Source organism: Ruegeria sp. CDSC081, assembly GCF_059610485.1.
In genome coordinates, this window is sequence record NZ_JBXWNS010000002.1 from 435,304 (window position 1) to 458,782 (window position 23,479).

At 54.0% G+C, this 23,479-nt stretch carries 23 protein-coding genes and 1 pseudogene; 15 read left to right on the plus strand and 9 right to left on the minus strand.

Annotated features, from left to right (window positions below; genetic code table 11):
* Nucleotides 1-379 precede the first annotated feature (379 nt).
* Nucleotides 380-961: a TetR/AcrR family transcriptional regulator gene (locus AC2FH9_RS05100; RefSeq protein WP_496871011.1), complete on the minus strand. Its 582-nt coding sequence runs from the start codon at nt 959-961 to the stop codon at nt 380-382.
* Between the two features lie 124 nt (nt 962-1,085).
* Here AC2FH9_RS05100 and AC2FH9_RS05105 point away from each other — a divergent pair, with 124 nt between their 5' ends.
* On the plus strand, nt 1,086-1,676 hold the full coding sequence (locus AC2FH9_RS05105) for a YceI family protein (protein ID WP_496871012.1): 591 nt from the start codon (nt 1,086-1,088) through the stop codon (nt 1,674-1,676).
* A 53-nt stretch (nt 1,677-1,729) separates the two neighbouring features.
* Nucleotides 1,730-2,281 (plus strand): luciferase domain-containing protein, encoded by a 552-nt coding sequence (locus AC2FH9_RS05110; protein WP_496871013.1) that lies wholly within the window; start codon nt 1,730-1,732, stop codon nt 2,279-2,281.
* Nucleotides 2,282-2,587: 306 nt separating this feature from the next.
* Here AC2FH9_RS05110 and AC2FH9_RS05115 read toward each other — a convergent pair whose 3' ends face one another.
* From AC2FH9_RS05115 to AC2FH9_RS05135, 5 genes are all read right to left on the minus strand, one after another.
* Nucleotides 2,588-3,535: an ornithine cyclodeaminase family protein gene (locus AC2FH9_RS05115; RefSeq protein ID WP_496871014.1), complete on the minus strand. Its 948-nt coding sequence runs from the start codon at nt 3,533-3,535 to the stop codon at nt 2,588-2,590.
* An 8-nt stretch (nt 3,536-3,543) separates the two neighbouring features.
* Nucleotides 3,544-3,720 (minus strand): hypothetical protein, encoded by a 177-nt coding sequence (locus tag AC2FH9_RS05120; protein ID WP_496705695.1) that lies wholly within the window; start codon nt 3,718-3,720, stop codon nt 3,544-3,546.
* Nucleotides 3,721-3,851: 131 nt separating this feature from the next.
* Nucleotides 3,852-5,123 carry a sensor histidine kinase gene (locus AC2FH9_RS05125; RefSeq protein WP_496691979.1) on the minus strand — a complete coding sequence of 424 codons (1,272 nt, stop codon included), beginning with the start codon at nt 5,121-5,123 and terminating at the stop codon, nt 3,852-3,854.
* 56 nt (nt 5,124-5,179) lie between these two features.
* The gene (locus AC2FH9_RS05130; protein WP_142636050.1) at nt 5,180-5,839 is read right to left on the minus strand and encodes a response regulator transcription factor; all 660 of its coding nucleotides are present in this window, start codon (nt 5,837-5,839) and stop codon (nt 5,180-5,182) included.
* Between the two features lie 38 nt (nt 5,840-5,877).
* Nucleotides 5,878-6,429: a PepSY domain-containing protein gene (locus AC2FH9_RS05135; protein ID WP_496749388.1), complete on the minus strand. Its 552-nt coding sequence runs from the start codon at nt 6,427-6,429 to the stop codon at nt 5,878-5,880.
* 205 nt (nt 6,430-6,634) lie between these two features.
* On the opposite strand from AC2FH9_RS05135, the gene AC2FH9_RS05140 reads away from it, so the two are divergent.
* From AC2FH9_RS05140 to AC2FH9_RS05150, 3 genes and pseudogenes are all read left to right on the plus strand, one after another.
* Nucleotides 6,635-7,657 carry a hypothetical protein gene (locus tag AC2FH9_RS05140; protein WP_496871015.1) on the plus strand — a complete coding sequence of 341 codons (1,023 nt, stop codon included), beginning with the start codon at nt 6,635-6,637 and terminating at the stop codon, nt 7,655-7,657.
* A gap of 255 nt (nt 7,658-7,912) precedes the next feature.
* Entirely contained in the window at nt 7,913-8,050 is a 138-nt protein-coding gene (locus AC2FH9_RS05145) for a hypothetical protein (protein WP_496691982.1), read from the plus strand.
* A gap of 590 nt (nt 8,051-8,640) precedes the next feature.
* Nucleotides 8,641-8,879: pseudogene (locus AC2FH9_RS05150) on the plus strand (transposase); the annotation flags it as partial.
* 237 nt (nt 8,880-9,116) lie between these two features.
* On the opposite strand, the gene AC2FH9_RS05155 reads toward AC2FH9_RS05150, so the two are convergent.
* Nucleotides 9,117-9,497, minus strand: a complete 381-nt coding sequence (locus tag AC2FH9_RS05155; protein ID WP_496705689.1) for a hypothetical protein — start codon at nt 9,495-9,497, stop codon at nt 9,117-9,119.
* 378 nt (nt 9,498-9,875) lie between these two features.
* Here AC2FH9_RS05155 and AC2FH9_RS05160 point away from each other — a divergent pair, with 378 nt between their 5' ends.
* The 7 genes from AC2FH9_RS05160 to AC2FH9_RS05190 all read left to right on the plus strand — a co-directional run bounded on the left by AC2FH9_RS05160 (nt 9,876) and on the right by AC2FH9_RS05190 (nt 19,144).
* Entirely contained in the window at nt 9,876-10,322 is a 447-nt protein-coding gene (locus AC2FH9_RS05160) for a universal stress protein (RefSeq protein WP_496871016.1), read from the plus strand.
* Between the two features lie 255 nt (nt 10,323-10,577).
* Entirely contained in the window at nt 10,578-11,363 is a 786-nt protein-coding gene (locus AC2FH9_RS05165) for a formate/nitrite transporter family protein (RefSeq protein WP_496787332.1), read from the plus strand.
* 244 nt (nt 11,364-11,607) lie between these two features.
* Nucleotides 11,608-11,985, plus strand: coding sequence for a nuclear transport factor 2 family protein (locus tag AC2FH9_RS05170; RefSeq protein ID WP_142636034.1), 378 nt, complete (start codon nt 11,608-11,610; stop codon nt 11,983-11,985).
* A gap of 346 nt (nt 11,986-12,331) precedes the next feature.
* Nucleotides 12,332-13,327: an HlyD family secretion protein gene (locus tag AC2FH9_RS05175; RefSeq protein ID WP_496714446.1), complete on the plus strand. Its 996-nt coding sequence runs from the start codon at nt 12,332-12,334 to the stop codon at nt 13,325-13,327.
* The gene (gene rbbA, locus AC2FH9_RS05180) at nt 13,324-16,020 is read left to right on the plus strand and encodes a ribosome-associated ATPase/putative transporter RbbA (RefSeq protein WP_496749391.1); all 2,697 of its coding nucleotides are present in this window, start codon (nt 13,324-13,326) and stop codon (nt 16,018-16,020) included. Before AC2FH9_RS05175 ends, rbbA begins: the two co-directional genes overlap by 4 nt.
* Nucleotides 16,021-17,145: an ABC transporter permease gene (locus tag AC2FH9_RS05185; RefSeq protein ID WP_496871017.1), complete on the plus strand. Its 1,125-nt coding sequence runs from the start codon at nt 16,021-16,023 to the stop codon at nt 17,143-17,145. It begins immediately after the preceding gene.
* Nucleotides 17,146-17,569: 424 nt separating this feature from the next.
* Nucleotides 17,570-19,144 carry a trypsin-like peptidase domain-containing protein gene (locus AC2FH9_RS05190; RefSeq protein WP_496871018.1) on the plus strand — a complete coding sequence of 525 codons (1,575 nt, stop codon included), beginning with the start codon at nt 17,570-17,572 and terminating at the stop codon, nt 19,142-19,144.
* Between the two features lie 9 nt (nt 19,145-19,153).
* Here AC2FH9_RS05190 and AC2FH9_RS05195 read toward each other — a convergent pair whose 3' ends face one another.
* Nucleotides 19,154-20,770 (minus strand): MFS transporter, encoded by a 1,617-nt coding sequence (locus tag AC2FH9_RS05195; RefSeq protein WP_496749394.1) that lies wholly within the window; start codon nt 20,768-20,770, stop codon nt 19,154-19,156.
* 48 nt (nt 20,771-20,818) lie between these two features.
* Entirely contained in the window at nt 20,819-22,039 is a 1,221-nt protein-coding gene (locus AC2FH9_RS05200; protein ID WP_281973017.1) for an APC family permease, read from the minus strand.
* Nucleotides 22,040-22,196: 157 nt separating this feature from the next.
* Between AC2FH9_RS05200 and AC2FH9_RS05205 the strand changes: the two genes are divergently transcribed.
* From AC2FH9_RS05205 to AC2FH9_RS05215, 3 genes are all read left to right on the plus strand, one after another.
* Nucleotides 22,197-22,412 carry a hypothetical protein gene (locus AC2FH9_RS05205; RefSeq protein ID WP_142636020.1) on the plus strand — a complete coding sequence of 72 codons (216 nt, stop codon included), beginning with the start codon at nt 22,197-22,199 and terminating at the stop codon, nt 22,410-22,412.
* 31 nt (nt 22,413-22,443) lie between these two features.
* Entirely contained in the window at nt 22,444-22,851 is a 408-nt protein-coding gene (locus tag AC2FH9_RS05210; protein ID WP_282021708.1) for a c-type cytochrome, read from the plus strand.
* A 133-nt stretch (nt 22,852-22,984) separates the two neighbouring features.
* The gene (locus AC2FH9_RS05215; protein ID WP_496871019.1) at nt 22,985-23,434 is read left to right on the plus strand and encodes a phasin family protein; all 450 of its coding nucleotides are present in this window, start codon (nt 22,985-22,987) and stop codon (nt 23,432-23,434) included.
* Nucleotides 23,435-23,479 lie beyond the last annotated feature (45 nt).

The window sequence follows — 23,479 nt, forward strand, 5'->3', positions numbered from 1 at the left end:
TACCTTCGTGCATCCCGCAGAAAATGGCTGCTTTCCGCCCATCAGATCACCTTCGCTGATGCAGCGCCGATTGAGCGCTTGCAGCGAACGGCGGGTAGGTTCGCATCAACGAAACTGCAAATTCCTGTCTTGAAGGTCCGCTTTGGGCTGTTAGCGGCCTATGGTGTTTGCTGCGGAGAATGGCAACACTGAACCCAAGGTGTTCATGTTGCAATAGGAATGAGCGGCAGCGACAAATCAGGGTACAGACATCAACGTTGTGAGCAGCGGTTCGTTTTGACCATGCGACGTGCTGATGTCACGCAGCGAACGTAGCCCCACCGCGATCTTGGAGATCGTTAGGCTTCTTGGTCGCTTTGTCTGCAAATTCAGGCGATGTTCAATGTCCCGAATTGGTTTTCGCTATATTGCAAAGCAGATCAACATGTTGATCCAACCAATCTTCGTCCAGTGCCTCGTGACGTATGAGTTTGCGGAAATAAGGTGCTGCGACTGCTAGTTCTATGAGTTGGTCAACCGGGACGTCAGCGGTGATCTCACCGCGGCCTATTGCGGCTGCAAATACTGCTTCAACACTTGCGAACCTGTCTTTCATAAATTCAGTGATCACCAACCTCGCTTCTGCATCGTTGGACGCAGCAGCGACCACCTGAGGCGCAATTTGGCCCCATGGTGTGTCATTCAAGGCTCCCATCAGTACACCGAGTAGCCAGCGCAGGTCAGATCGTAGCGGGCCATCGGTTTTGGGCGGTATGTTCGGCGGTGTTGCGATGCGCCTGAACGCTGCATCACGCAGACTACGCGCATCTGGCCAGTGTCTGTAAAGTGTGCTGCGCGAAATGCCCGTTGCCTTCGATACTGAGCCATGAGTTACGTGCAGCACGCCCTCATCCATTAGTATCTCTTGCGCAGCATCAAGCGCGGTCAGTCGTGTGGCGATCAGCCTAGGATCTTCTTTCAATCACCCCTCCTATAGAACAATTTGTTGCATAGTAGAACACTTTGTCCTAAAAGTATGGTCGACCAACACCTAAATCCCAATACTCAATTCCACAAACACGTTTTGTCAAAATGGGAGCGTATCAATGTTCAAAGTGGCAGCAACCCCGCTGGCGGTACTCTTATCGATGGGCGCGACAACCGCATTGTCCGAGAGTGGCACCTACGAGCTGGATCCTGGACACAGCCAGGTATTGTTCAGCTACAACCACATCGGGTTCTCAGAAACATTTGGAATGTTCTCAGGTTTTAGCGGTGAGATAGAGTTCAACGAAGATGATCCGTCGGCCTCATCTGTCACAGTGTCTATGCCTGTAAAATCCATGATCACGGGCTGGGATGCCCGTTTGCAACACTTCATGTCCGATGACTTTTTTAGCGCGAGTGACGGTGACGTGGTCACATTCGCCTCAACCAGCATTGAAGTGACCGGGGACAACACCGCGAATATTTCTGGCGACCTGACCATGAATGGCGTCACCAAACCTGTTGTTCTGGAAACAACGCTTAACAAGTCAGCGCCATACCCGTTTGGCCCAAAAGAGGGCACGCCAACCTTGGGGCTGGCTGCCACGGCGACTATCGTGCGGTCTGAATTCGGACTTGGGGCATTTGCGCCAGCAGTGAGCGACGAAATAGAGCTCTTGATCAATATCGAAGCGTTAAAGGCTGAATGATGTGTGCAAGGGCGCCGATACTGCGCTCAACACTCAATCTTTTTGATTGGCAGATGGTCAACACGATGAATGTGCACCTGAGAACATTGGCGGTTGCTGTGACGGTAGTGGTATTGATGTGCTCAATGGCGTCCGCGCAAGAGCGCTCCTTGCCGGATCGCACCTCGCCCCGTCCCGAAACGACAAGCGGCGTACCGCATACTCAGATCGGTGTCGAAATTGATGCCGATTTAGCCCGGCTATTGCTGGAGCGAGTTGCGCAATTCCCAGGGGTCACACTTGGCCCCACACGCATATCACTACCTGGCGCGATTGGCTTTCAGCTTGATCCCGACATGTTGTTGTCTCGACCGAGCTCTATTGTCGGTGGGTTTGAGTTTGCGCATTTGCATCCTGACGGCAGTTTGCACGCTTCGCTCGACCCAGCATTGGCGCGAAAAGCTATTGAGGCTGGCTGGGCCGTAGCTCACCCTTGGGCCGATCAACGCCCCGGATGGAGCGGCTTTGTCATGATATACACACCGACCACACCAGAAGAGCTGGATGTCGTCATCGATCTGGTCGAAAGTTCGTACACCTTCATCACCGGCAACACCTTGGGTTAAACCTGTTTTGCCCGAAAGTGTGCGGTGGCGCCTGCTTCCTTAAAGAGTGCTGTTTCAGCCGCCTTGCTTTTCACGGTCAATTTCTTTCTTACATTCTTGCCGTGGCGAAGCGCTCGGAGCGCGCGTTCAAACCTTCAGCACCAATAGTAACTCCCGTCCCGCGCAGTTGAATTTGCAAAGCTCAGTAGCAAATGCCCGCTTTGGGCTGCGACCAACTAATTGAACTGATCGCAGAGAATGGCATATCTGCGCCCAAAGCGACCATTCCGGTATCTAATTACAAAGTGGTTGTTCATGTCTTTGGCCTCACTCCACGGGTTTTTCGGTGAACCGGCGAACTGCGAGGACCGAAGCAGCATAATCCCCCAATGAAATCCCTCTGAAAGCAAAAGCCGCCGGTTTATTGCGTGCTCGGACATCGACTTTGCCAGCGACCAATTCCGTCAAGTCGCCAGCAATTTGCTCGTATGGCAACATCGGCTTGTCGCTTTCCAGCTCCTGCAAACGGTCGTCGACAATTACCGTTTTGAAACCAATCATGTGCGCCGGCACCCACGGGATGCACGCATCAGTTATGGTGGCGAAGGCAGTCGGCTTCAGCCATCGGGCATCCAAGAAGGGTTCAATGGAGTAGTCCAACGTTATCGATGTCACTATCAGATCGGCATCACTCAAAGCGTCCTTGGCATCGGCGCATGTTTCAGCTTCGAGACCCATGCCCCTAGCATAACGACAAAGCTTGTCGGCATTCTCTTTACCTCGCCCGAACACGCGGATTCGTTTCAAGGGAAACAGTTCTGAAAACGCAGCTAGATGGGAGTGAGCCTGCACGCCCGCGCCCACAAAAGCCACTGTCTCGGCATGAGGGTCAGCAAGCCGACGCGCTGCCACCACTGACAGAGCCGCAGTTCTGTTTGCCGTAATCCAATTCGCTCCCAAGACCGCGCGAAGCAGTCCGGTTTGCGCATCCATAACCATGATGGCACCGTTTATCGCGGGATAACCCCTCGCCGGATTTTCCGGACACACTGTAACCTGCTTGGTCACGATGAATCCATCATCTCCCATTGCCAATGTAGACATTGCGTAGCGCCCATCGCCGAGCAAAATGACTGTCTTGGGAGAAGTGTGAAGCTTTCCGTCTGCCTTGGCTATTAAAGCAGCCTCGATGGCATCGGCAACTTCCGAAGGTTGGATGCCTAAACCCCCGAGGTCGTCGTCAGACAGATAAATTAAGGCGTTCTCAGAAGTCACAGAGTCCCTCACTTAAGCAATTTGGCTTTTTGACTGAGTACATTGTCTTCGGCAGTTCTTCCTATCGGTTTACCTTCACAGAAGTATTTTGGCTGTAACTTTTGATCGCCCGATCCAATGCGCAGAAAAAAAGCGCCTTCATTTTTCTGAAAATGTGAACCCAGTCGAACGCCTGCTTCGTCCATTAGGCCGACTTTGTGCGGTCTGAACCAACCCGATGACCTACTGAGATCGTCAGACGACAGGTTCGGGCCCATTGGTAGTTAAAGTTTCGAATTGTTCAAACGACACTTTGCAGATCAGATTCCGGGCGACTTCAGGTCGGGATCACTATCCGACACACCAACCCACCCAGCGATTCAGAGCGGTCCAGATCTAGTCTGGCATCGTAGGCTTTCAGTAAGTCGACCGCGATCGCCAGCCCAAGCCCGCTACCAACGACCGAGGTGTCCAGTCGTCCGCCGGATCGCAAGGCTTCGCGGTGGGCGTCTTCAGGAATTCCCGGACCGTCATCCTCGATACTGATTTCGATACATTTCTGCTTACGTTTCGCGGTCAGCCGTACCGTGCTTCGACACCATTTGACCGCATTGTCCAGAAGGTTGCCCAAAATCTCTTCTATGTCCTGCGTATCCATGCGCACCCAAAGACCCGGATCGCCATCAATCTGCAGCGATTTGCCTTCGCGGTCCGCCATGGCCGAGAACAGCCGCGCCAGGCGCTTGATGGAGTTAGACAGATCGGTCCGCGAATGGGTCAGGTCAGCAGCGTTCAAAGCCCGCAGCCTGGCCAGAGATCGACCAAGTTGAGCATCGATCCTGTCCAGCGCCTCTTGTGCGGTATCTGTCACCGCTCCGGCGTTGGACAATGTCACAAGTTCATTGCGCAATATGGCTGTAGGAGTTTTCAATGCGTGTGCCAGATCTGCGGCCTGGCGGCGCGAACCCGAGACGATCTCGCGGTTCCGACGCAACAGCTGGTTCAGGTCCTCGACCAATGGCGAGACCTCTTCGGGGTAATCTGTTGGCCTAAGGTCTTCGTCTTGATCCCAGCGATGGGCCACATCCGTACGCAGCTTTCGCAATGGTCCCAGAACAACTGAAATCAGAAACAACGAGCCGGCTAAACCGATCAGGCCAACTAGGCCAAACACCGGCAGCAGGCTTTTCTGCGCCGCGCGCCGCTCGGCCACGAGTTGAGCCTGACTTTCGGCGACGCTGACGCCCCATACCGTGCCATCTTCATAAGTGATCTTCTGAAAAGCGCTGCGCAGCACTTCATTCTCCGGGCCGCTTGTGTCCCAGAGTGTGGGGATATCGGGAATGCCGGGGGGTTCCGCGATGACCTCATCAAACAGCGAGCGAGAGGTGAAGACCACACCGTCGGCGCTGCTGACCTGCCAGTACCGTCCGGAATAGGGGGTGCCATAAGCCGGGTCAAATATCAGATCCCGTAGGGCATCCGGGTTTTCGGTTGTGACATTCAGCCCGACAACCAGCTGTGTGTGACGATCCAGCAGCGCAGAGTCGAACCGGTTGGACACCCGTGCATCAATGTATGAGAAAACCGCCAGTGTGCCTACGCCCACAGACACTGCCCCAGATGCAATTCCCCCCAGCAATGCCCGTTGTCGCAGCGATAACATCAGGCCGAATCGATCATATATCCACGACCCCGAACCGTTGTGATCAGGTCAGTGCCAAGCTTCTTGCGCAGACGGGTAACAAATACGGCGATAGTGTTCGAATCCCGGTCTCCATCGTATTCATAGATATGCTCTGAAAGTTCTGATCGTGAAATCATCCGACCAGAATTATGCGCCAGATAAGTCAGCACCGCGATTTCTTGAGCAGTCAGGTCAACCGGCACGCCATCGGCTGTCACCCGGCCGTTACGGGTATCCAGAATGACGTTTCCCATTTCAATCACGGGATTCAGCTGTCCACTTTGCCGTCGCAGGATGGCGCGAACACGCGCGGCCAGTTCGGGCATGTGGAACGGTTTGGTCATATAGTCATCTGCGCCCGCATCCAGGCCGTCGACCCTTTCGCTCCAGCCATCGCGGGCAGTCAGGATCAGCACCGGTGTTTTGACACCCTCGTTGCGCCATTCGCGCAGAATCGAAATGCCATCGCGCTCTGGAAGGCCGAGGTCAAGGATGATCATGTCATATGGTTCGGTCGCACCCAGATGCAGGGCGTCGAGCCCACTATTGGCGACATCCACAACGCGGCCTTCTGCGTTCAGGAGTTTTTTGATCTGTTCGCAGAGGTGCGGTTCGTCTTCTGCCAGCAATACTCTCATACTAAGGGACTATAGGCGAGCAAATCGAAGTATAACCATTACTTTTTGCCCCCGCCGTTACCTCCGCCATTACCTCCGCCATTACCACCGGAGTTACCGCCGCCGTTACCACCGGAGTTACTGCCGCCGTTACCACCGGAATTACCGCCACCGTTACCACCGGAATTACCACCACCATTGCCACCGGAGTTACCGCCGCTGTTGCCTTTGTTTGCAGATTTTCCCTGCGAAGCGCCCTTGCTGGATTTACCCGGCGCAGCGCGGGCAGCTTCAGAAATCTGGCGGCCAACAACGGATCGGTTGGAGACAACAACACCCGTCTGAGCGTTGACGATGACACTGACGATTATACCATCCGGTTTCTTGACGAGAATACGGTAATATAGCCTGTCAGCCTGAAAGGCGCGCGCGTCAACTGGCGTTCCACCAAAAGCCTTTTCAACGCCTTTGATTACTTTTTTCAAACGAATGGCACTGCCTGAGGTTGTCGCCTTGCGCAACTCGGATTGCGTCAACTCACGTGCAGCAGCCTGTCCCTCTCCGGGGTGGAGAAAGGCAAGTAGACAGGCAATGGCAATAAGCTTTTTCATCCTTGTCACTCATTACTGCGAAAACGCCGGCTCAATCTACCGATTTCTATGTGAACCTACGGTGAACAGCCAGTTACGCGTGGGTTCAACGATGATGGGTTTAGATCAGGGGTGTCGGATTCTGTTTTCGGCACCCAGTTTTTGCGTCTGCTCGCCGCTGATTACCGTGACAGACGAGAATCGCACCTGACGAACGAGGACCATTATGAACACCAAACCGATCAACCTGCTAAAAGCCTCTGCTATTGCCATCGCCCTGCTGGGCTCGACCGCGATTGTCGGAGCTGTCGCGTTTCCTGATGCTGCTTATGCCAAAGGAGGCAACGGCGGCGGTAACGGAAACGGCGGCGGCAATGGCAATGGCAATGGCGGTGGAAACGGCAATGGTGGTGGAAACGGTAATGGTGGTGGAAACGGTAATGGCGGATCTGGTGCGTCCATTAGCGATAGTGATAAAGCGGCCGGAAAATCTAACCGGAAATCTTCCAACGCTGGTAAGTCAAAGTCATCGGGAAAAAACAAGTTTTCTTTGAAAGACCTGTTTGGGGGTAAAAAGACCAAAGCCAAAACCACAGCCGTAAAGACCGTTCGCAAAAGTCAACCAGTGGATCAGGTGACCAAAGCAATTCGCCCCGCCCCGAAACCAAAAGGGTACAAGATGGCGGATCTGCTGGGCGTGCACCCATCTGAACTAGGCGCACTGAACGCCGCCAACGCTAATGAGAATGCTCTCAAGAACGCCTCTCCTAATTCCCGTGTGGGCCGCATCGCCGCATTTCGTGACGCAGTTCTGGCCGGAGATGAATTGCGCGAGGAGCTTGCGGAAACACAGGCATTGCTGGATGGCATGACCCCGCCGGACCGCCCGGTCTCTGAGATCGAAGAGGACCTTGATGCGGCTCTGTCAGATGTTCAGGACAAACAGGATCGCGTGAACGAGCTTGAGGACGCTCTTGCCGATGCCGGGGGCACAGATCCTGATATTGAAGCAGAGCTTAAGGACGCCAATGACGAACTTCAGGGAGCCCTCGATACGGCCGAAGACCTAGGCGCCGAACGGCAGGCTGCGGTCGACTACAACGATACGGTGGCAGAAGTCGATGCGCTGACTGAGGCTGTAGAGAATCAACCGCAGACCGAGCGTGAAGCGTTGGAGGCTGCCGCCAACAAGCCTGTGACGGATGAGGTCGAGGCTGCCGTAAAAACTCTGCTTGGTCTTGAAAGCTGATTGCTGATTGTCCAATCAATCACCAGGTCAAATAGACCCGAGCCAGCAGGCATAACAACATCACAAATAAAAAAACCCGCTCCGATCCGGAGCGGGTTTCACTACATCCCAGACAACACCACGTGACTTGGGATATACGCAGACGTTCTGTTGAGAGATCAGACGCCTCGTTTCGCCTCTTTTAGCCGCTCATTGTTGAATAGTTCAGACAGTGCATTTTCGATAGGAGGGAAGCGACCGTTGCTCGAATTCGTGATGCTTGACAATTCACCGCCTGAGACGGTGCGCGAGGATTGCATTGCTGTAGGAATGCTAGGCGCACCCTCATTGGCAGTATTGATCATGCTGTTCCCCTTCAGTGCATCCGGGCACGCATTGATCGGCCCTGAGTAAGGAAGTATGAACGATAACGGTTGAACACTCTGAGAATACATTGTTCACGTTCGGTTAATGTTGTTGCGTATGAGTGGACAAACTGGGGGGGGGCATTGACCGCCGTATAAGGAAATGCTTCGATTTTGATTCTATTTTCCGATGGCAGCTTTGTCCGTATGGCCACTGTCCAAAGCTCCACAACACTGCATCTTGGATTAAGGGTCTGCTTCAAGTGCATTGCCGCGTTTGTAGGGCTTGTTGATGCAAGCGCGGCGAAGATCTGCCGTGTGGCCTTCCTGCCAAGCAGCCTGTGGCACGGCGATTAGAGGCCATCGGTCTGGATGCACGTTGTCAACAAGATTGGGCGGCAACTTTATTGGGATTCACGCGGCAATTCACTGGGAATACGCAGAGCAGGCAGAAAAAGCCCTGAAAAGGGCGTTGGATCGTGAAGAACACCACAAACGGAAGCAAAATCGCGAGTATCAATCTCATCTTAAATGACCTTCTGATAGTTGGACCGCTATGTTCTCACGAACATGGGCGTTGTTGCATATCTCTCGCAGCGAGGGATTCACAACGCGAATCCATAAGGTTAAACGGTGTGGATGAGTAAGCCATCTTCCGCCCGTTAACGCGTCACGAATTGGTCCGACTACAATGCTGCGCTTAAGGAGCGCGGCTCACTTCTTGTCTGGCTGGACAAGGACATGACCTGGCTCGCGGCGCACGAAGGTCGGCCTTGTCACAGCCGGTCTTTTCGAATGCGGCGATCCAATTCTGCCTGTCGACCAAGGTGCTATTCAAGCTGCCACTGAGACAGACAGCGGGGGTGACCGCTGGCGTTGATCAGCTTCGTTTCGTAGCCGACTTCTCTGACCACATCGTTGATAAATGCGCAATCTTAGCCGTTTGGCCTTCTAGGGTACCGTAGGCAATCAGCACAGTCATTCCGATCCTCCTGCAAATCGGTTCGAAAAACGCACCAACTATGTCGAAACAGCTCGTTTCGGCCCTTGATCCCAATCAAAAGTGCCTGTCTTGCCAAGTTATTTGGGCGCGGGTGAGGCACCCATTGGCTGGCTTATGCGGTTTTGGAAAGCGCGAAAGCTACAGTTAACCAGAATGCACTGCGTATGGTCATTGCGCCGACCGTTCGCCATTCAAACGGCGTTCCACTAAGTGCCACTAGTATCAGAACAACGAACACCAATAGTGTAGATAAGCCAAGCAACCAGGCAATTCGTTGTGCCCAGATTGTGGATTTATAGAGCGCGAAAGCGCCTAACAAATAGATAAATCCAGCCAGAAAATTGAACCAAAGCACGAATGGAACTGCATCTCCGACTGCAGCACTGGCAGCAGCGCCCCCGAACAGGGCTGTTCCTCCTGAGAAAATTGTAAGGAGACCAAAGAGTGCTGCGGCTATCGTAACTGGGCGAACCCAAGGCGGAGAGGAAGGCATCGTTGTTTTCCTAAGGGATAAGATTGAATCTCGTGTCGTGGGCAATCTGCCAACCTTGCCAAATGAACTGAAACGCACGCCCCTAATAGCAATTCTTCTCGCCATTTCCCTTGATCTTTATCATTGGGCTTAACTTGATACCCTTTGAAAAAATGCAGCGTCTGCGCAAGGTTTTTCGAAACAATTATGCGCTGTTGCCCCTCTGGGATGACCCGTTTGCAACTCCTAACATTTTTCAAAATTGGTTCAGTTACCGTATTTCTTCTGGAAATAGACGGACGACTACGCTCGAACCTGCAGTGAAAAGTGTTGATTTGAGTCAAGGTTAACTACTTCAAGCTCGCCCATACTAACCCCTCACTAAGGAGGGAGTGCAACATGTTCAAAAAGATCGTAGTTGGCTTGGATGGATCTGAGGCGTCAGAAGCAGCTCTGCGCGTTGCCTGTGATATTTCAAGCAAATATGGCTCCCAAATTCACCTTGTTCATACACCTCAGCCCCAAACCGTGGCGTTCGCAATGGGCGCATTGGCTGGCTATCACGCCGTCACGACAATGCCTTCAGACGAAGAGGTGCAGCAGGCAGCAAACAAGATTATTTCCGCTGGTAGAGAGATCGCCGAAGAGTACAATCAGACGGTTTCGCAAACGTATACCCAACGCGGTGATCCCGTCGAACAGATCATCGCATGTGCCGAGCAATGCAAAGCTGACCTGATTGTGACGGGCCGCCGTGGATTGGGAAGCATTAGTAGCCTAATTCAAGGGAGCACCTCTCTAGGCATCAGTCGGAATGCCACTTGTGCTGTTTTAACCGTTGCCTGAATTTCAAACTTGGCCCCAATCGGCGCTAAACGATGAGGATCGAAAAGTTCTGCGTTGAGATCTCGCGAAAGCGGAAGCTGAAGTAGACCTCATGGGTACCTATGGCCATGACCGCGCGCCAAACTGTGTTAGGTGGAACTATCCGAACTCAGAGGGAACAGATAGGCTTCCGGTTTTATTTGCGCGTTAGTTCAAGGTCAGAAGACAGGCTTAAACTACCTGCTACGTAAACTCGTGCCAACTCTGGAGCGCCACATGAACCCCCCGGCCCTGTTCGATGCTCATAAACCCGCTGAAATTGCAACGTTAGTTGAGACTGCCGGGGTCGCAAAGGCAAAGCTGCCACTAGCACCCATGTTCGTTCTTGCGATGCTGGCTGGAGCATTCATAGGGTTTGGCGCAGCGGCCTATACGATGGCGGTCACGGGGGCAGACAGCGCTTCGGGGCCGATCCGCGTTCTGGGAGGAGCAGTGTTTTCTCTGGGCCTTATCCTGGTGATCGCAGGTGGTGCAGAACTGTTCACCGGCAATGTTCTGATGGTGATAGCAGCGGTCGATCGCAAGATACCGCTGCGGCTGCTGTTCCGAAGCTGGGGCATCGTCTACGTTGGTAACTTCGTGGGTGCCGTTGGGCTTGCATTGGCCTTCGCCCTGACCGGCTTGCTCGAGGGGCCGATGGGTAGCACTGCTATATGGGTAGCCAATGCCAAAGCGGGGTTGGAACCGATGGAGGCTTTCGCCCGCGGCGCATTGTGCAACGGGCTGGTCTGCCTTGCCGTATGGCTGTCCTTCGCCGCCCGGAGCGTCGCCGGAAAAATTTTAGCGGTCTTGTGGCCCGTCTCTGCATTTGTGCTGCTGGGGCTCGAGCATTCGATTGCGAACATGTATTTCTTCCCGCAGGGCTGGGCAGCGGGAGCAACAGTGCCGGTTTTCGCAGCGGCGGCCAATCTGCTATGGGTCACTCTGGGTAACATTGTCGGCGGGGCGGGAGGAGTTGCCTTGGCCTATTGGTTTGCTTATCTTGGCGGATCCAAACGGTAAGATCTGCTTCTTCGATTTAAGCACCCACCGGAGCGGAATGAACGGAAACAGATGGTTCTGAAGGCGTTGTCTAATAGCGCACTGGCTGAAGACGGCGCCGGGAATTGGACCGCTCATTTCCACTGTGCAAGTCGTCCTCTCGATCCTGATCTGAATCCTTCGCGAACATCTAATTTTATTGATCCCTGTCAAGATTGGCAAAGGTAAGATGTGATACAGTTGAGGCTGAAATTGGGGGGCTATTATGGAAGAATTAGTCGAGATTGGACGAACATTCGTTCAGGCAATGCGTGATCGCAGAGGTCTTGCAAACGTTGGTGAAATGTATGCAGAAAACGCTCAATCTATTGAGGCGGTTGTGCCTCCGGTTCGACAGTTTCGCATCACCAAGGGCCGGGATGCTATCAAAGGAAAAAGAGAGGATTGGCTGGCAGCTCATGAAATCGTCGAATTCGACGTGGATGGCCCCTATGTTCATCCCCCAAACCGCTTCGGTGTACGATATAAGGTCAACGTAACGCAGAAGGCTACAGGGCAACACATGACCTTGAGCGAGATCGCAGTTTATTCGGTAGCAGATGGGAAAATTGTACTTGAAGAGTTCTTCATGTTGCCGAAGTAGGAACGACAGCCAGCAACGCTGACGCAGTGTTGGTTTTATCTGCACGTTGGAAGCGTGACTCGTAAGAGCTTTGACACGACAGATGGACAACTGGGCATTTATTTCGACTACGGGATGCTTGCCCTTGCGCATCATTGCGACCAATTCGGCGCAGCCGTCATAGAGAGTTACACTCCGAAAGCCTCATTGGGCTGTGGATGTGGGCCAACAACCAGACCTGTGCCTCAATTTCGTACCCGATGAGCACTTGGACAATCATCAGATAGAACCTGTTTGATCCAACTCAAGGCATCAATTCGAGAGCGAGCTAAATTAAAATAGAAAATTAACTAATGTGCGCGGGGCCATGAAAAAGAACGTACGCGCAATTCTGATCGCCATAGCGCTCCTACTTGCAGGTGCAGCTGTCTACTTTTTCGTCGCAGAAGACAGTGATGAATTGCCAGCTGGGTTTGTACAGGGCAATGGGCGGATCGAGGCTGAACAAGTAGAAATCGCTCCAACCTTTGCCGGGCGCGTTGCTCGGGTCATGGCAGCAGAGGGCAGCCTGGTTGCTTCGGGTGAACTGCTGGTTGAAATGGATACAGATGAATTATCTGCAGCCCTTGACCGTGCCAGTGCCCAGGTTGCGCTGGCGCGCCAAACCAAGGCCGAAGCCGAAGCCGTGGTCATCCAGCGAGAAAGCCAGCAGCGTCGCGCTTCGCAGGAGCTTGACCGGGCCAAGGCGTTGCTGGCCGGTCAGAATATCTCGATGACTGTCTTTGAGGATCGTGAAACCGCGTTTCAGGTTGCGGATGCCGTGCTGGGCGCGGCCAAGGCCCGGGTTGCAACGGCGGATAGCCAGATTGCCGCCGCAGAGGCCGAGGTGCGCCGGATTGCGGCACAAATAGAGGATGGTTCCCTCATCGCTCCCATGCCGGGGCGTATTCTGTATCGACTGGCCGAGCCCGGCGAGGTCGTTGGAGCGGGCGAACCGATCTTGACGTTACTCAGTTTGGAAAACGTCTATATGGAGGTCTTCCTGCCTGCACGCGAAGCGGGGCTTTTGCCCATCGGTGCCGAGGCGCGCATCGTGCTTGATGCGTTGCCGGAATTTGCCATCCCGGCAACCGTAACCTTCGTCTCTCCCGAAGCTCAATTCACTCCCAAGCAGGTAGAAACTTTGAGCGAACGGGAGCAGCTGGTGTTTCGCGTTCGGGTTCGTATTCCCAGGGATTTGGTTACGGCGCGGATTGAGCATGTGAAGACCGGCCTTCGCGGTATTGCAGTGATCCGACTTACTTCCGATGGCGCGTGGCCAGACGATCTGGATAGACGAATTCCACCCGAGCTGTTCGAATGAGTGCCGAGGGGGGCTCATCGGGTTTCTGCATCAACGGTGTCACACACACGTACCGACAGAATGTTGCGTTGGATAACCTTTCGCTGGTTCTGCCAACTGGTCAGCTTATCGGATTGATCGGGCCGGACGGGGTTGGCAAGTCTACGCTGCTGGGATTGATTACCGGCGCAAAGCAACTTCAGTCCGGGGAAATTGATGTTCTCGGGGGATCGATAGGTGACCGCGCGCACCGTCACCGCGTGTGCCCGGCGATCGCATTTATGCCGCAGGGATTGGGCCGCAACTTATACGCGGAACTGTCTGTGCGTGAGAATCTCGAGTTCTTTTCACGTCTTTTCGGACAAGGGCAACAGGAACGTGAAATCAGGATCGCGGCCTTGCTGTCAGCGACCGGACTTGCGCCCTTTTCGGACCGGCTTATGGGCAAACTTTCGGGCGGAATGAAGCAGAAACTTGGACTGTGTTGTGCGCTGATCCACGACCCTAAGTTTCTGGTACTGGACGAACCGACGACCGGAATTGATCCCCTGTCGCGGCGCCAATTCTGGGCGCTGATAGACGCGGTCCGAGAAGAAACGCCCGGTCTCTCCATACTGGTTTCAACAGCCTATATGGAGGAAGCCGAACAATTCGATTTTATCGTAGCGATGGATGCCGGTCGGGCGATATTTCACGGCCCCCCTGCCAAGCTGAAGGGTAAAGCCCGGGATCTTGAAACATCTTACAGGCAGCTACAGGCGCGAGGAGAACCCCGGTTTGTGCCGAACAAGGTACCCATGCATCATCAAGGTGCAGACCCGGTGATCACGGCGCGTGGGTTGACCCGGCGCTTTGGCGATTTTACTGCCGTCGACAACGTCGAATTCTCGATCCACCGAGGCGAAATCTTTGGCTTCCTCGGATCAAACGGCTGCGGCAAGTCAACCACCATGAAAATGCTGACAGGTCTTCTGCCAGCAAGTGAGGGAGAGGCGCTGCTGTTCGGCAGACCGGTGGATGCGCGCGATCTAAGGATGCGCCGCGAGATCGGGTATATGAGCCAGGCATTCTCGCTTTATGGCGAGCTGACCGTTCAACAAAACCTCCAGTTGCACGCCCGCATCTTTGCGATCAAGGATCGTGTGGAACGCATTGATGAATTGGCCGAACGTTTCGGCCTGAAGGCACATATGGGCACGCTGGCGTCGGCGCTTCCGCTGGGTATCAAGCAGCGTCTTTCCCTTGCCGTCGCCGTGATCCACGGGCCTCGGGTGTTGATCCTGGATGAGCCAACCTCGGGCGTGGACCCCGAGGCGCGCGACTCCTTTTGGGCGCTGTTAATCGAGCTGTCGCGAGACGATGATGTAACGATTTTCGTCTCGACACATTTCATGACCGAAGCGGAGCGCTGTGATCGCGTTTCTTTCATGCATGCAGGCCGGGTATTAGCTGAAGGTACACCAGATGAGTTGATCGCAACGGCGCAGTCGGACAGTCTGGAAGGTGCGTTCATCGCTGTCCTGGAGGCCGTCGAGCCGCCCGCGCCGGTAGCAGCACCCAATGTTTCGGTTGATGCTGTCAACCCGGGCGCTGTCGGAAGTATCGGGCGCATACTGGCCTATGCACGGCGCGAAACAACCGAGGTTCTGCGCGATCGCGTCCGTTTGGCTTTTGCTTTCCTTGGCTCGGTGATCCTGATGTTGGTCTTTTGCTATGGGATCACTCTGGACATAGAAGACCTGGATTTCGCGGTGCTCGACCTGTCTCAATCGCCTGAGAGCCGTACCTATATCGCCGAGATTTCTGGTTCGCGCTATTTCAACCCCACGGTGCCACTGGCCAGTTTTGAAGACGGCCGCGAGCGGTTGGCCAAAGGAGACATCTCGCTGGTTGTCGAACTCCCACCCGATTTTGGTCGCAAGCTGCGCGCCGGCGAGCCAACTGAAGTCTTGGCAATTGTGGACGGTGCGATACCGTTCAAGGGTGAGACAATAGAGGGCTATGTGGCCGGGCTTCACAGTACGTTTCTGGAAGTACTGGCCCGCCAAAGTGGTGAGCAGTCGGTCGAAATCGCCCGCATCGAACCGCGCTTCCGATATAATCAAAGCTTTGAAAGTATCGCTGCAATGGCCCCTGCCATGCCTGCGATCCTGTTGATAATGCTGCCGGCCGTTTTGATGGCTGTTAGTGTCGCGCGGGAGAAAGAGTTGGGCACGATCACCAATTTCTACGCAACGCCAACGACGCGGCTCGAATTTCTGGTTGGCAAACAGATCCCCTACATTGTGATAGCGTTCGTCAATTTCCTACTTTTGGCGGCGATGACGATCTTCATTTTTGGCGTGCCCCTAAAAGGAAACCCGGTGCCCCTTGCAATTGGTGCTTTCCTATATGTTTGGGCAACCACATCTTATGGATTGCTTATTGCGACCATAACGTCGAGCCAGGTGGCCGCAACTTTTGCCACCGCTATCGCGTCGGTGGTGCCGACCATTCAATTCTCCGGGCTGCTACAACCGATCTCGACGTTGGAAGGCGGCGCCCAGACGATTGGATCGCTTTGGCCTTCATCCTATTTCCTGCATCTAAACGTCGGCGCGTTCACCAAAGGTCTTAGCTGGGATGCACTTGCCCCCGACCTTTTAGCCCTTGCCTGTTTCGGGCCCGCGCTAACCTTGATCGCTGCACTGTTACTCCGAGCGCAGGAGAAGTGAATGCAACGATTGTCCCGCATATTCTGGCTTGGTTTGAAAGAAATGATGAGCCTTCGGCGCGACTGGGTGATGATGGCGCTGCTTGTCTGGTCATTCACGCTGGCGCCCGTAATGGAGGCAACGGGCGTTTCAAACTCGGTCAACAATGCATCCATTGCATTTGCCGGCGAGGATGGCTCGCCTCTTTCACGCTCGCTTGCCTCAGCGTTTTTTCCGCCTGAATTCCAACCCGTTGTCCAGATCGCACCGGGCACCGGGGCCGAAAAGATGGATGCAGGGCATTTCCTGTTCGTAGTCGCAGTGCCACCAGGGTTCGAGAAAGATGTTCGAGCCAGGCGCGCGCCAGAAATTCAGGTTTTGATCGATGCGACAGCGATGGAGCAGGCCGGAATTGGAGCGAACTACATCATCAATATCTTGAGCGCCGAGATCCAGCGCTTTGCCATAGGTGCAGAATTGTTAGACCCGCCGCCCATTGATATCATTGTGCGCAGCGCATTTAATCCAAACCGCGACACTGTTCGTTTCGCCGGTATCGTCGCGTTGATCGGCCAGATCATGTGGCTGACCACAATCCTTACCGGTGCTGCCATGATCCGTGAGCGCGAGCATGGAACAATCGAACACCTGCTCGCGATGCCGCTTACCCCATTTGACATTGCGGTCGCCAAGATCTGGGCAAACGCTGCGGTGGTTCTGGTAGCGACCGCCCTATCGCTGACCTTTGTTATGCAAGACTTCCTGGGGATCAGCATCGCGGGATCGAAGGTGTTGTTTTTAATTGGCACAGCTCTCTTTCTCTTCACGGCGACGGCGCTTGGGGTGTTTCTTGCGACGATTGCGCGCTCAATGGCTCAATTCGCACTTTTGGTTATGCTGACGGTGCTTCCAATGTTGATGCTGTCAGGAGGAGAGACGCCAATCGAAGGGCAGCCCGGCTGGCTTCAGATCGGAACATCTATCCTCCCATCCCGCCACTACATGTCAGCCAGTCAGTCCATCATTTTCAAAGGTGCCGGGATCGAGACGGTCTGGGCAGAGTTCGTATGGATGGCGTGCTTGGGCGCGATCCTTCTGGCAACAAGTCTGCTGCTTTTTAGACGCTCGGTTGCGCAAGAGACCTAAATAAGTTTTTGCACCTGAGCAAAACTAGGCGGCTGACAGAACACCCGCTTGCGTAAGATCAATGGCCGCGCCCGTATTTTGGCATAATACTGCCTCGCCGGTATAGCACTAAAGGAGGAGGTTCAGATGCTTGAAGGCAAACAGACCCAGCAAAACATCCAAATCAAGGACCATCAATTGACACTACGTGGCCAGAAGAAGATCACGCACGTTCACCATGATCGGGTCAACATGTATAGAAGGCCGGTCGGTCATTGGACCTCTCCTGATAGCATCACCTATTTGCAATTAACTCGACGGTAACAATTAACCGCCGGAGAACCGCGCCCGGGCATACTCTGATTGTGTGCTTTATTGCCAAACGTGGAAGTTTCGAGGTTGCCCATGATAGAGTGGGTATAGCGCTATTAAACAGAGATGGGCCATGCGGACACCGGACCAAGGCGACACAGGAGTTGATACAGGTAATGTCCGTGCATTCCTGGAGAGCTTGACCGGCCCGTCTCGTGGGACTGTAGTCTGGCTTGCCGACAACGCTGTGTCGGCCTCGGTCAGTCCGGACCGTACCTTGAGGCTGAGACCGAAAGAAGATGTGCCAGCTTATGACGAAGACATTGCGACTCTTCAGTGGTCAAATGACGGTTACACGTTAAACGCGTTGTCTGATCGGAATATCTGGGTCAACGGTCACAAGGTCGCTTCGGCTGACCTCAGGCACGGCGACATGATCGAATTCGGCGAAAAAGGCCCGATGTCCCGCTACAGGGTGTGCGACCACTCATTCCCTGCACATCGCACGGTCGAGGATATCCTAAGCGACGCGTACGCATATGCGAGAACAAGCCGTCGACCCTTTCCAAGAAAAATTTCCGGTGCACTGCGCGAAAGTGGGCGTCGGCTAACATCACAAACCACAATTCTCTTCAGGATCACCGTTATTGGCGCAATCCTTCTGATCGCCGTATTTGGGTATTTACTGTTTCAGAACGACAGGAAGCTGGCGGACAGCCTGGAACGAGAATCCCGTAAGATCGAAGCAGTTGCCGTTATGCTGGCACAGACCCGGGAAGACTCGTTGACGCCAGAGGATTTGGGTGCACTCAAAGACGCTTTCGAGAGTCAGGTGCTGTCCACTGAGCAGCGTCTTGGCACGCTGGAGGAACGCGCAGGCGCATCAACGCGGATTATCACAGCCTCTACGCGTTCCGTCGCGTTCGTCCAGGGCGCCTATGGATTGCGGCAGATCAAAAGCGGGAAATTGCTGAGGCATGTGGTTGGCCCCGATGGAGAGAATCTGCAAACGCCATTTGGACAACCGTGGCTCGAACCAGATGCGATGGGCGAGCCTGCTGAGTTTCAGTTTACCGGAACCGGGTTTCTTCTACAGGACCCGCCTCTGTTGGTGACCAACCGTCATGTTGCCTTGCCCTGGACCACTGGCGACCGTGCACAAGCCCTTCAGGCCGCAGCGCTGGAGGCCGAGATGCTGAGTTTGCTGGTCTATTTGCCTGATCAAACTGTGCCAATTAAGGCTGTCTTGCATAAAGCAAGCGAAACCGCAGATCTGGCGCTTCTCTCTATCGACGCCACACGCGTTCGGGGTCTTGGGCTGTTACTTGCAGATGAGCCACCGCGAGCGGGAGAGGAAGTTTTCCTGCTTGGATATCCAACCGGCCTGAAGGCTCTTATCGCGCAGGCCGGTCCGGGCTTTCTGAAAACGCTAGAGAATAAAGGCGCCGTGGGTTTCTGGACAATTGCGACCCATCTTTCGGAACAAAATAAAATCCGGCCCCTGGCCAGCCGGGGAATCGTAGCCCAGACCAGTCCCGGCGCCATTGTTTATGATGCAGAGACCACAACTGGAGGAAGCGGGGGACCTGCGTTGAACCGAAACGGTAAGGTGGTTGCGATCAACGCCGCGATCTTACCCGAGTTTGGTGGTTCAAATATTGGCGTTCCGGTGTCGCACCTCAAGACACTTCTCAATGAAAGCGATTGATCCGCGTATTCATTCGCCTGTCCGATATGGTGAATTTTGCACAAGAAAAACCATAATCAGTGGGACTATGACAGAGATCAGGCCCACGGTAATCAGCAAATTCCCCAAGTGGCTATAGTCAGCGATGGATGCAACTGAACCCGTTCTGGGTTCGGTCACGACACGAGTCACGACAAATACCTGGTTTAGGTATTTCGTGCCCAAGCTACTTGCCGACAATGCCATGTTGGTGAAAGACGCCATGACAGCAAAAAAGGTCGCCTTGAGATGTGTCGGGGCGTTGCGTGCGATCCAGGCCAGCATCGGGACCATCGCGATCTGACCCAGCGGTGACTCGACGGCTGTGTCGAGTATGGCGATGAACCTTGCATCCACAACCCCGCCTGTGTGCGCGGCCGTCCATTCATGCACTCCGTAGTACAAAGCAAGGTTAGGCAGGGCCAGCACTCCGGCGGCAATGGTGAGCAGTACCACCACCTGCGCGATGGAACGACTGGCCATAAACGGCCTGAGGATGATCAGGCCAAGCAGCGCTAGTAGTGAGGTCAGGAGCGCCAGAATTGCCAGAAACTGTTCGTCGAACCCAAGCTCGTCGATTTCGAACCAGGTCAATCCCGGACCAGGCAACGGGACCGCGCGAAAAACGAAAATGATTGTCGCCGTCCCGATCAGAACCTTGGCCTGTTTCGACTCCAGTTCCCTTAGCAGCCGTGACATGAGATAGAGAATGACCGTGAGCGAAACCGCAAAAACAGTTTCTTGCGCAAAGGCGAAATTTGCGGTTCCCAACACAACGCTGAGTACAACAAACGCGAGACCTCCCAGCAGTATTGGCCACCTTACTTCGGTGGCTTGATCCGGTTTGTGTGGAAGGTGCCCAAGACTAACGAGGCGACGCTGTATCAGAGCATGAAGCACCACTCCGCTGATCGACAGAAAGGGGACAACCAGAGCGACGAGATAGACCTGACCATAAAGAACCAAACGATCGCTTTTATCCAGATCCTCCGCGCCCGAAAAAATCCAGATGTTAACCGCTGCGACTCCCGCAAACCCGGATATGATCGCAATCCTGCCCAGGGTCTGCATGGTAGTGTGGCGGGCACGAACTTCTTCATGCGTAAACGCGTACCCGTCTTGGTTGGTTTGTGGTACCGCTTCGACCGTCATGGCATCTGCCACGACGTCCTGAATGGCATAACCAGAAGGTGCCAGGATCAAGGCAACGACATACCAATGCTCAGGCAGCATGGCCCCGGCCATCTGGGCAGGCGCGGTCACAAGTCCATACATGATAAGCAACGAGGCCGTGATAAGAGACGCGCCAACCAATATCAGCAGCGATTTCCAACGCCAGAACAGATCCACCAGATGCCCAAGCGGCATTTTCAAAATCCAGGGCAGCCCGGCCCAAAATGCCAACCCCGCCACGAAAGCAGCAGATAGATTCAGATAGTCCTTGAGGAAAAACGCGCCAACGACGGATGTCAGTCCCGAAACTCCGGCCGCGAAGTACACCATCAACGGTGGCATGTAGGACCACTGTAGTTGCGCGACCAGATCAACGAATGTCCGGTGCCACCATTCAGATAGCCGCCTTCCAAGTGTAGGTCGATCAGTGTTCATACGTCATTCGGATCCCGTTCTGGCGACCTAACGCCGTCGGATTTCCTCTCAAAGAAACCCGGCGCCGAAAAGCAGGGTGCTGGTCAGCACACCAAGGATTGGCACGACAAGAGGTACGTGGAAATGTTGTCGGGTTGAATCCGGTTTCAACTTCAAAAAGATCAGCGAGAAATTGACTAGCACAAACACCCCCAAGACGATCTGAGATGTGCGTTCTGCTAGGGTGCCGATCGGCAGTGTTTGGGTCAGTAGAAGGATTAGCGCCACAACCAGCAGGGTTGCGACGACTGGTGTCTGGGTTACCTGCGGGACACTCGCCAGTATTTTTGGCAGATGATCCCGGTCGGCAAGGCCGTAGATTACCCGCGACGCCATGATCATCTGGATCAGGACGCCATTGACTGTTGCAACGACTGCGACTGCGGCAAACCCCTGTTTGATTACTTCGGGTGCATTTGAAAAAACCAAAGCAAGCGGGGCAGTCGAAGTCGACAAGGTATCGATAGGAACAACAAGCAGGACCGTAATTGAGGTCGCCAGATACAGACCCGTCGCCAGAACGAGCGTCAGCAGAATTGCCTTAGGAATTGTGCGAACTGGGTCTTTTACTTCTTCGGCGACGTTTGCCATGTCCTCGAATCCAACAAAGGCAAAGAAAGCCAGAAGCGACGCCGCGAAAATGCCCCGCCAAGCGTTGATCTCAAAGCCTGGAATCGTCTCGCTGAACGCATAGCCTTGCGGATCCTGCACGGACATGCCCCAGCCAATCACAAACAGAAGCCCCGAAATCTCGATGATCGTGATCACTGCCGCCACAAATACTGATTGCGCAATGCCCCAGAGTGCAATCAGTCCCATAACCGACACGATGCCGATCGTAAGCAACGTGGTGCCAAGGTTGGTCAGGGTGTGAAGATAAGAGGCCGCTCCGATCGCAACAGCCGAAGCCGATATCACTCCCGAAGCAGCGACGGCGAGACCCACCAACACGGCAATCCAGTTTCTTTGAAACCCCGCTTCGACGTATGCCGCTTCTCCCGCGCTTACGGGATAACGTGTCGCGAGTTCGGCGTACGACAAAGCCGTCAACGAAACGACGAGCGCTGCAATGAGAAACGAAACAGCGGCGTAAGGACCAGCGACCTCGGCGGTAGCACCGACAAGCACATAGATTCCCGCACCAACGGTGACACCGAGCCCGTAAAGCGTAAGCAACGGGGCAGTAAGCGCGCGTCGGAGTTTAGGTGTCGGTGGATCAGCCGTATGCATTGGCTTCACTCCTCAATGAACAAACGCCTGTGTACCGAAGCTACAGCGCGGTTAAGTACACCAGTCACTAACGAGGGGCTCGCCACCATTCATTCCGAGCCCTTGCGGTGGATTTTCCACGCTTTTGCAATTCCGCTTATCACCATGTTTGATTTGGATGCAGGCGATGAACGGCAATCCCGCTGAAACATTCATGCTTTACTATGTAATGTACCTTTTTGAATTGATCTATGTCATTGGTCGCCAAGAACCGACCAGCCAAGCGGAACCGACTGCAGTGTACTTACTTTCGTCGCAGTTTTTCCCAGCTGGTACTCAAAGGCTGAATATGAGCGAGATCAATGAAGCGTTCGCTCAATACCGCGTAGTCTAAACGCGAAATGCTGACGTTCGAGGAGGAACAGATGCCAGTTTATCGCGGACTTCTTTTGTCAATATTTGCTGCAAGTGCTGCACTGGCGCAGGATATTGACCTTCAAAACGGAAACAATCTCTACAGAACCTATTGCTGGCAGTGCCATGGATTTGAGGCCACTGGGGATGGTCCAATGGCGGAGATGCTGGCAATAAGGACACCTGATCTGACCAGGCTTGCGGCCCAAAACGACGGCGTTTTTCCGATTGAGGCGGTGGCGCGTCAAATTGATGGTCGCGCACCATTGCTCGCGCATGGCGGAGAAATGCCCATTTTTGGACCAGCTTTGGATTCGGACCAAAAAGTTGCGCTGACCATGCCTGACGGCCAGCCGATGTTCGCAGGTGTGCCGTTGGCAAATGTGATCTATTATCTGGAGTCTATTCAAATCGAGTAGGTTGGTACAAATGCTGCCATTAGATTGTAGAGCACCACTGCCCACGTTTGTTGACGCCGGTTGATCTACATTAAGGTTATTTTCTACGGGATTTGGTAACATTCAGCATTGGGAAGATGAGGAGGAATCTCCGATGCCTGAAGAGAAGCCAAAATCAAGTTACTCCAACCCACTTGTTGATGTTTTCAAGCAGATGCAGCCGACTACTACGGCCAATCCGTTTTTAGGCGCTCAGATTGAGCAATTCTGGGACACGCAGGAGAAATCACTGAAAGAGGCAGAGGCCTTTGCTCAACATTGGTTTGAGAGGCGTCACGAGGCTGTTCGAACCGCGCTAGAAGCTGCGCGCTCGGCGTCTGCTGTAGACCCGACTGATCCGGCGAAAGCACTGCAATCCATAGCAGAGTGGCAGAAGCATTCAGCCGAACGCCTCGTGGCTGACGCTCAGGAATGGTTCGAAACAGTTGCCCGATGTGCAGCATTTGCAGCGGAAACCGAAGCCGAAGCTGTGGAAAAAACAATAGATGATGTTGCAAGCACAGCAAAGAAAGCGGGTAGGTCTTCGAAATCCGAACCGGTTTAGAGTGCTGTATCACCGCGGAAGCCGGAATGATCGTAGCTGGAGCAA